Origin of the sequence: Nocardiopsis sp. TNDT3 (assembly GCF_003427465.1) — a bacterium.
GTDB lineage: Bacteria > Actinomycetota > Actinomycetes > Streptosporangiales > Streptosporangiaceae > Nocardiopsis > Nocardiopsis dassonvillei.
On the sequence record NZ_QPFC01000371.1, the window covers coordinates 1 to 5615 of the forward strand.

Annotated in this window: 5 protein-coding genes; 2 read left to right on the plus strand and 3 right to left on the minus strand. The window is 71.7% G+C overall.

Features of this window, described 5'->3' with window-relative positions:
* The 3 genes from DQW06_RS09850 to DQW06_RS09865 form a co-directional block, all read right to left on the minus strand.
* Positions 1-227 (minus strand): MOSC N-terminal beta barrel domain-containing protein (locus tag DQW06_RS09850; RefSeq protein WP_198662414.1); only part of this gene is annotated, 227 nt, incomplete at its 3' end.
* Between the two features lie 222 nt (positions 228-449).
* Positions 450-1946, minus strand: coding sequence for a methyltransferase (locus DQW06_RS09860; protein WP_071622811.1), 1497 nt, complete (start codon positions 1944-1946; stop codon positions 450-452).
* Positions 1947-2000: 54 nt separating this feature from the next.
* Entirely contained in the window at positions 2001-2255 is a 255-nt protein-coding gene (locus DQW06_RS09865) for a DUF2530 domain-containing protein (protein ID WP_013155181.1), read from the minus strand.
* A 268-nt stretch (positions 2256-2523) separates the two neighbouring features.
* Here DQW06_RS09865 and DQW06_RS09870 point away from each other — a divergent pair, with 268 nt between their 5' ends.
* Positions 2524-3978: an NCS2 family permease gene (locus DQW06_RS09870; protein WP_013155180.1), complete on the plus strand. Its 1455-nt coding sequence runs from the start codon at positions 2524-2526 to the stop codon at positions 3976-3978.
* A 169-nt stretch (positions 3979-4147) separates the two neighbouring features.
* Positions 4148-5578: an MFS transporter gene (locus DQW06_RS09875; RefSeq protein WP_071622809.1), complete on the plus strand. Its 1431-nt coding sequence runs from the start codon at positions 4148-4150 to the stop codon at positions 5576-5578.
* Positions 5579-5615 lie beyond the last annotated feature (37 nt).

The window sequence follows — 5615 nt, forward strand, 5'->3', positions numbered from 1 at the left end:
GCCCCGGGGGCCCACCCCAGGCTCAGACGCGCGCCGTCCGCGGTGATCCCCGCGCGGATGAGCGCCATGCGGGGGTCGTTGCGCTGGCTGCGGAAGCCCCCGGCGTCGTCGACCACCATGAACGTGCGATCGTGCCTGATACCGGCGGACGTCATCTCGGCGGTCCGCACGGACGTGCCCGCGCATCCCTTGACCGGGTAGTGGACGAGTTCCTCGATTCGCGCCATGGGAGAACGCTAGCGCATCGGTTCGTCAACGCCAGCTTGTACAAGCCTTCGCCTGTAAGGCCAGGTCATGCGCGCCTTCGACGTCCTCGGAGACCCCGTCCGGCGCCGCCCGCTGGGACTGCTCGACGAGGGCGAGCGCTCCTCGGGCGAGCTGACCGGGGGCGTACGGGCCGAGTTCGGCGCCTTCCGGCCCGCCGGGGCCGTCCGCCCGGGCGGCCCCGGTCAGCGGGCCACCCGGAAGAACCCCTCCGCGATGAGGGTGCGCAGCGCGTCGGGCGTGCGCTCGCGCACCAGCGCGGGGTCCTCGCCGATGAGCTCGGCGATGACGTTCAGCAGCGGGCCGACCGGCATGGTGCCGTCGCACACCCCCGCCAGGGCGGCCTCCACCGTCCCCACGCGGGCCACGCGCCGCAGGCCGTCGCGCTGGCGCAGCAGGATCTTCTCCGGGTCCGGAGCGCCGGGGCGCCCCACCCTCTCCTCCACCACGCCCGGCGCGAGCGCCACGTGCGCGGACAGCAGCGCCGCGTCGGTCAGGCGCAGTGCGGTCATCGCCCCGTCCACCACGTCGGGCAGGTAGGGGCCCACGGGCCGCTCGATCTCGTGCCGCAGCTCCTCCACGCGCACGGTCGCGTCCTGGGCGACGTCGTTGCGCAGGCAGATCCACCCGAACCCGATGCCCTTGATGCCCTCGCGCTCGAAGTAGTCGAGCCAGGCGTCGTAGCGGCGGGTGTACTCGGGGGTGCCGTGCTCGCAGGAGTCGCGCAGCCACAGCTCCACGTACTCGGCGGGGTCCTGCACGTCGCGCTGGACCACCCAGCCCGAGCACCCGGTCCCGGTCACCCAGCCGCCGACCCGGTCCTCCCAGTCGTCGCCGTCGCGGTGCACCCAGTTCGCCAGGATCTGGCACCAGCCGCCCTCGGTCAGGTGCGCCGGGGCCTGTCGCACCAGCTCGGCGCACACGGTGTCGCCGGGCAGGTCCGACTCCCGGTAGGTGTACCGGGAGGAGTCGGGGGTGATCACGAACGGCGGGTTGGACACGATCAGGTCGAAGCGCTCGCCCTCGACCGGCTCGTACAGCGAACCCTGCTCCAGGCGGGCGTCGGTGACCCCGGACAGGGCCAGGCTGATCCCGGCCAGGCGCACGGCGCGCGGGTTGAGGTCGGTGGCCACCACCTCGCGCGCCCGCGAGGCCAGGTGCAGGGCCTGCACCCCGCAGCCGGTGCCCACGTCCAGGGCGCGCTCCACCGGTCCGTCCACGATCAGCTGGGACAGGGTGGAGGAGGCGCCGCCCGCGCCCACCACGTGGTCGGGAGCGGGGACCGCGCCGCTGCCGGGGCGCACCTTGGGGTCGGAGACCACGAACCCGGGCCTGCCGTCCTCCAGCTCCCAGGGGCCCAGGTGCACCAGGGCGCGCACGACGGGCCCGCCCTGCCCCTCCTCCACGGTGACCAGCCCGGCCTCGGCCAGTTCGTCCACGGGCAGGATCGAACGCGCGGCGCGCGCGGGGATGGACGACCGCAGCCACCACAGGCGCAGCAGCAGTCCGAGCCGCTCGTCGCCGCCGGTGGCGCGCAGGGCGGGCACCAACTCCTCGCGGGCCAGTGCGCGCGCGGCGGCGTCGCCGAGGCGGTCGCGGACGCCGGACACGGTGTAGTCGGCGTCGATGAGGATGCCGCGGAGTCGCTCGGCCAGACCGCGCGGAAATCTCGTCTCAGACACCCGCCCATTATCGGGCAGAACCGCGGTGCCCCGCCGGGGGGTGCCCGGCGCTGGTCAGGAGTGGTCGGCCCGGCGCTCGGCGGCGTCGGAGCGCCTGCGCAGCAGATGGGGTATGTACAGGAACCCGAACACGCCCAGCACGATGCCGGTCACGCAGACGCCGATCCACCAGCGCTCGGACGCGGGCAGGCCGTCGCCCATCGCGATGAGGACCACGAGCGCCACCGTCCACGCCAGGGTGCCGATCGCGGCGGGCACGCGGTAGTCGCTCTCGTGGACGTCCGGGTCGGGCTGGCGAGGTTTGCGCACGGTTCCAGGCTATCCGCTCACCGCGGGGGAGGGCGCGTGCGTGCGGGGGAGGCGGCGCGCGCACCGGAGAGGGGGACGGGCGGCGCGCGCACCGGGCCGCCCCGCCGCGTGGGGACGGATTCGTCACATTCGAAGAGCCGATCCTCCGGCCCTCTGGTCTTTCCTACGAAAAACCAGGGAAACGCGTGGTCGGTGTTGTGTGAACATGCAACTAATCTGACGCAGAATCCTTCTTGTCCAGTAAGTACGACCAGGTCAGGCTGACGACGTGAAAACTCCGAGTCCATCCCCCAGCGGCACCGGCAAGACGCCATCCGGCCGCCTCGACCGCTACTTCCGCGTCTCCGAGCGCGGATCCACCTTCGGCACCGAGGTGCGGGGCGGCCTGGCGACCTTCTTCGCCATGGCCTACATCGTCGTCCTCAACCCGCTCATCATCGGTACGGCCGAGGACGTCAACGGAGAGACCCTGGGCATCCCCCAGGTGGCCGCCGTCACCGCCCTGGTCGCCGCGATCTCCTGCGTGCTCATGGGCGTGGTCAGCCGCTACCCCTTCGCGATCGCGGCGGGCATGGGGCTCAACGCCGTCGTCGCCTACGGCATCGCGCCGGTCATGCCCTGGTCCGACGTCTTCCTGCTGATCATCATCGAGGGCGTGCTGCTGCTGATCCTGGTGCTCACCGGGTTCCGCACCGCGGTCTTCGCCGCCATCCCGCCCGGCCTCAAGGTCGCCATCGCCGTCGGAGTGGGCCTCTTCCTGGCCCTGGTCGGCCTGGTCAACGCCGGTTTCGTGCAGGCCGGTGAGGGCACCCCCGTCCAGCTCGGCAACGGCGGCCTCCAGGGCTGGCCGATCCTGATCTTCGTCATCGGCCTGCTGATCACCGTCGCGCTGTACGTGCGCAAGGTGCCGGGCTCGATGCTCATCGGCATCATCGTCTCCACGGCCGTCGCCCTCCTCGTGGAGTCGCTGTTCGGCGGCGGCGACAACCGCCTCGGCTGGAGTCTGACGGTCCCGACCCTGTCCACCGGCGGGGGAGTGGTGGCGGTCCCCGACTTCTCGCTCGTCGGCATGTTCGCCGACGGCGGTCTCGACGTGTTCTCCCGCTGGGCCGACATCGGCGTCGCCACCGTGGTCATGCTGATCTTCACGCTGCTGCTCGCCGACTTCTTCGACACCATGGGCACCATGGTCGGCGTCGCCCACCAGGGCGACCTGGCCGACGAGGACGGCAACATCCGGGGCTCCCGCGAGGTGCTGGCCGCCGACTCCGTCGGCACGATCCTGGGCGGCCTGGGCTCGGCCTCGGTCGCCACCATCTACGCCGAGTCCGCCGCGGGCGTCGGCGAGGGCGCCCGCACCGGTATCGCGCCGATCGTCACCGGCGTCCTGATGATGCTGGCCACCCTGTTCACCCCGCTGGTGAACCTGGTGCCCTTCGAGGCCGCCACGCCGGTGCTGGTGATCGTGGGATTCATGATGATGGTCCAGGTCGTCAACATCGACTTCAGGGATCCGGCGCTGGGCCTGGGGTCCTTCATGGCGATCATCATGATGCCCTTCACCTACTCGATCGCCAACGGCATCGGGTTCGGCCTGCTGACCTACGCCTTCGTCAGCCTGGTCACGGGCAAGGGGCGCCAGGTCCATCCGCTGCTGTGGCTGATCTCGCTGGTCTTCCTGATCCACTTCGCCGAGGCGCCGATCAACGCCCTGATCGGCTGAGGCACGGCTTTCGCGCCGTCCGGGAATTCCGGCGGCGGTGGACGGCGTTGACTCCGGTGATGAGTCAACGCCGTTTACTTATTTGCCCGCTTTGTCCACCCGGCCGGGATCGAAGCCGACCGCCGATGGCCGCATCAGTCCCTCCCCTCACGTCCGAGGGGAGGGACTGATGCGGCGTATCGCCATGTTCCGGTCCCTGGCCAACCGCAACTACCGGCTGTACGCCCTGGGCCAGCTGCTGTCCAACCCCGGCACGTGGATGCAGCGCATCGCGCAGGACTGGCTGGTCCTCCAGCTCAGCGGGGGCAGCGGTATCGCGCTCGGCATGACCACCGCCCTCCAGTTCCTGCCGCTGCTCCTCTTCGGGCTGTGGGGCGGGGCGCTGGTCGACCGGCTGGACAAGCGCAGGCTGCTGGTGTGCACCCAGGCCGCCATGGGCGTGCTCGCGGTCGGCCTCGGAATCCTGGCCACCGCGGGGGCCGCGCAGGTCTGGCACGTGTACCTGTTCGCCTTCGTGCTCGGCCTGATCACCGTGCTCGACAACCCCGGGCGGCAGGCCTTCGTCCCGGAGATGGTCGAGCGCGAGCACCTGTCCAACGCCATCGCGCTCAACAGCGCCAGCTTCCAGCTCGGCCGGGTGACCGGTCCGGCCGTCGCCGGTCTGCTCATCGCGGTCATCGGCAGCGGACCGGTCTTCCTCATCAACGGCGCGTCGTTCGGGTTCACCATCCTCGCCCTGATGATGATCCGCACCTCCGAGCTCAACCCCACCGAGCGGGTGGCCCGGGGCAAGGGGCAGATCCGGGAGGGGCTGCGCTACATCGGCGGCAGGCGCGACCTGGTCCTGCTGCTGGTGCTGGCCGCCGCCACGCAGTTCTTCGGCGCCAACAGCCAGAACCAGATCGCGCTGATGGTCAACAACGTGTTCGAGGCCGGAGCCGACGCGTTCGGCGTGGCCGCCGCCTTCCTGGCCGTCGGCGCCCTCGCCGGCGCCCTGCTGGCCGCCCGCCGCGACCGGCCCCGGCTGCGGCTGGTGCTGATCGGGTCGCTGGCCTTCGGCGCGCTCCAGGTCGTCGCCGGGCTCATGCCCGGCTACGTGCCGTTCGTCCTGGTGCTGGTGCCCATGGGCGTGGCCTTCATGACGTACGTGACCACGCTCAACGCCACCTTCCAGCTCAGCGTGGACCCGCGGATGCGCGGACGCGTCATGAGCATGTTCCTGCTGGTGTTCATGGGCGTGGCGCCCATCGGCGCGCCCGTGGTGGGCCTGCTCGCCGACAGCTTCGGCCCGGAGACGAGCCTGGTCATCGGCGGTGCGGTGACCCTCGTGGTCGTCGCGGTCATCTCCGCCCTGCTCTTCCGCGCCAAGGGCGTGCGCCCGCGCGACGTGCTCCGGGGTCGGCGTTCCTCCGCGGACGCGGAGACCGCCGAGGAGGCGACCGCCGAGGAGGAGACCGCGGAGACCGGGAGCGAGCGCGAGGGGGACCCGGAGGCGGAGCGCGAGCGGGTGGACACCGAGCGCCTCCCGGACGGCTCCACCCGGGTCCGCCTCGTCCCGGACGGGGACGGGACCCGACCGGACACGGTCACCCGTACCTGAGACTCCCGGTCGTGCCCCGCCGTCCTCGGGGCACGAC

What these genes read in the sequence shown, in the direction of transcription:
- DQW06_RS09875 (WP_071622809.1), top strand. Translation starts at nt 4,148, where the DNA reads ATGCGGCGTATCGCCATGTTCCGGTCCCTGGCCAACCGCAACTACCGG.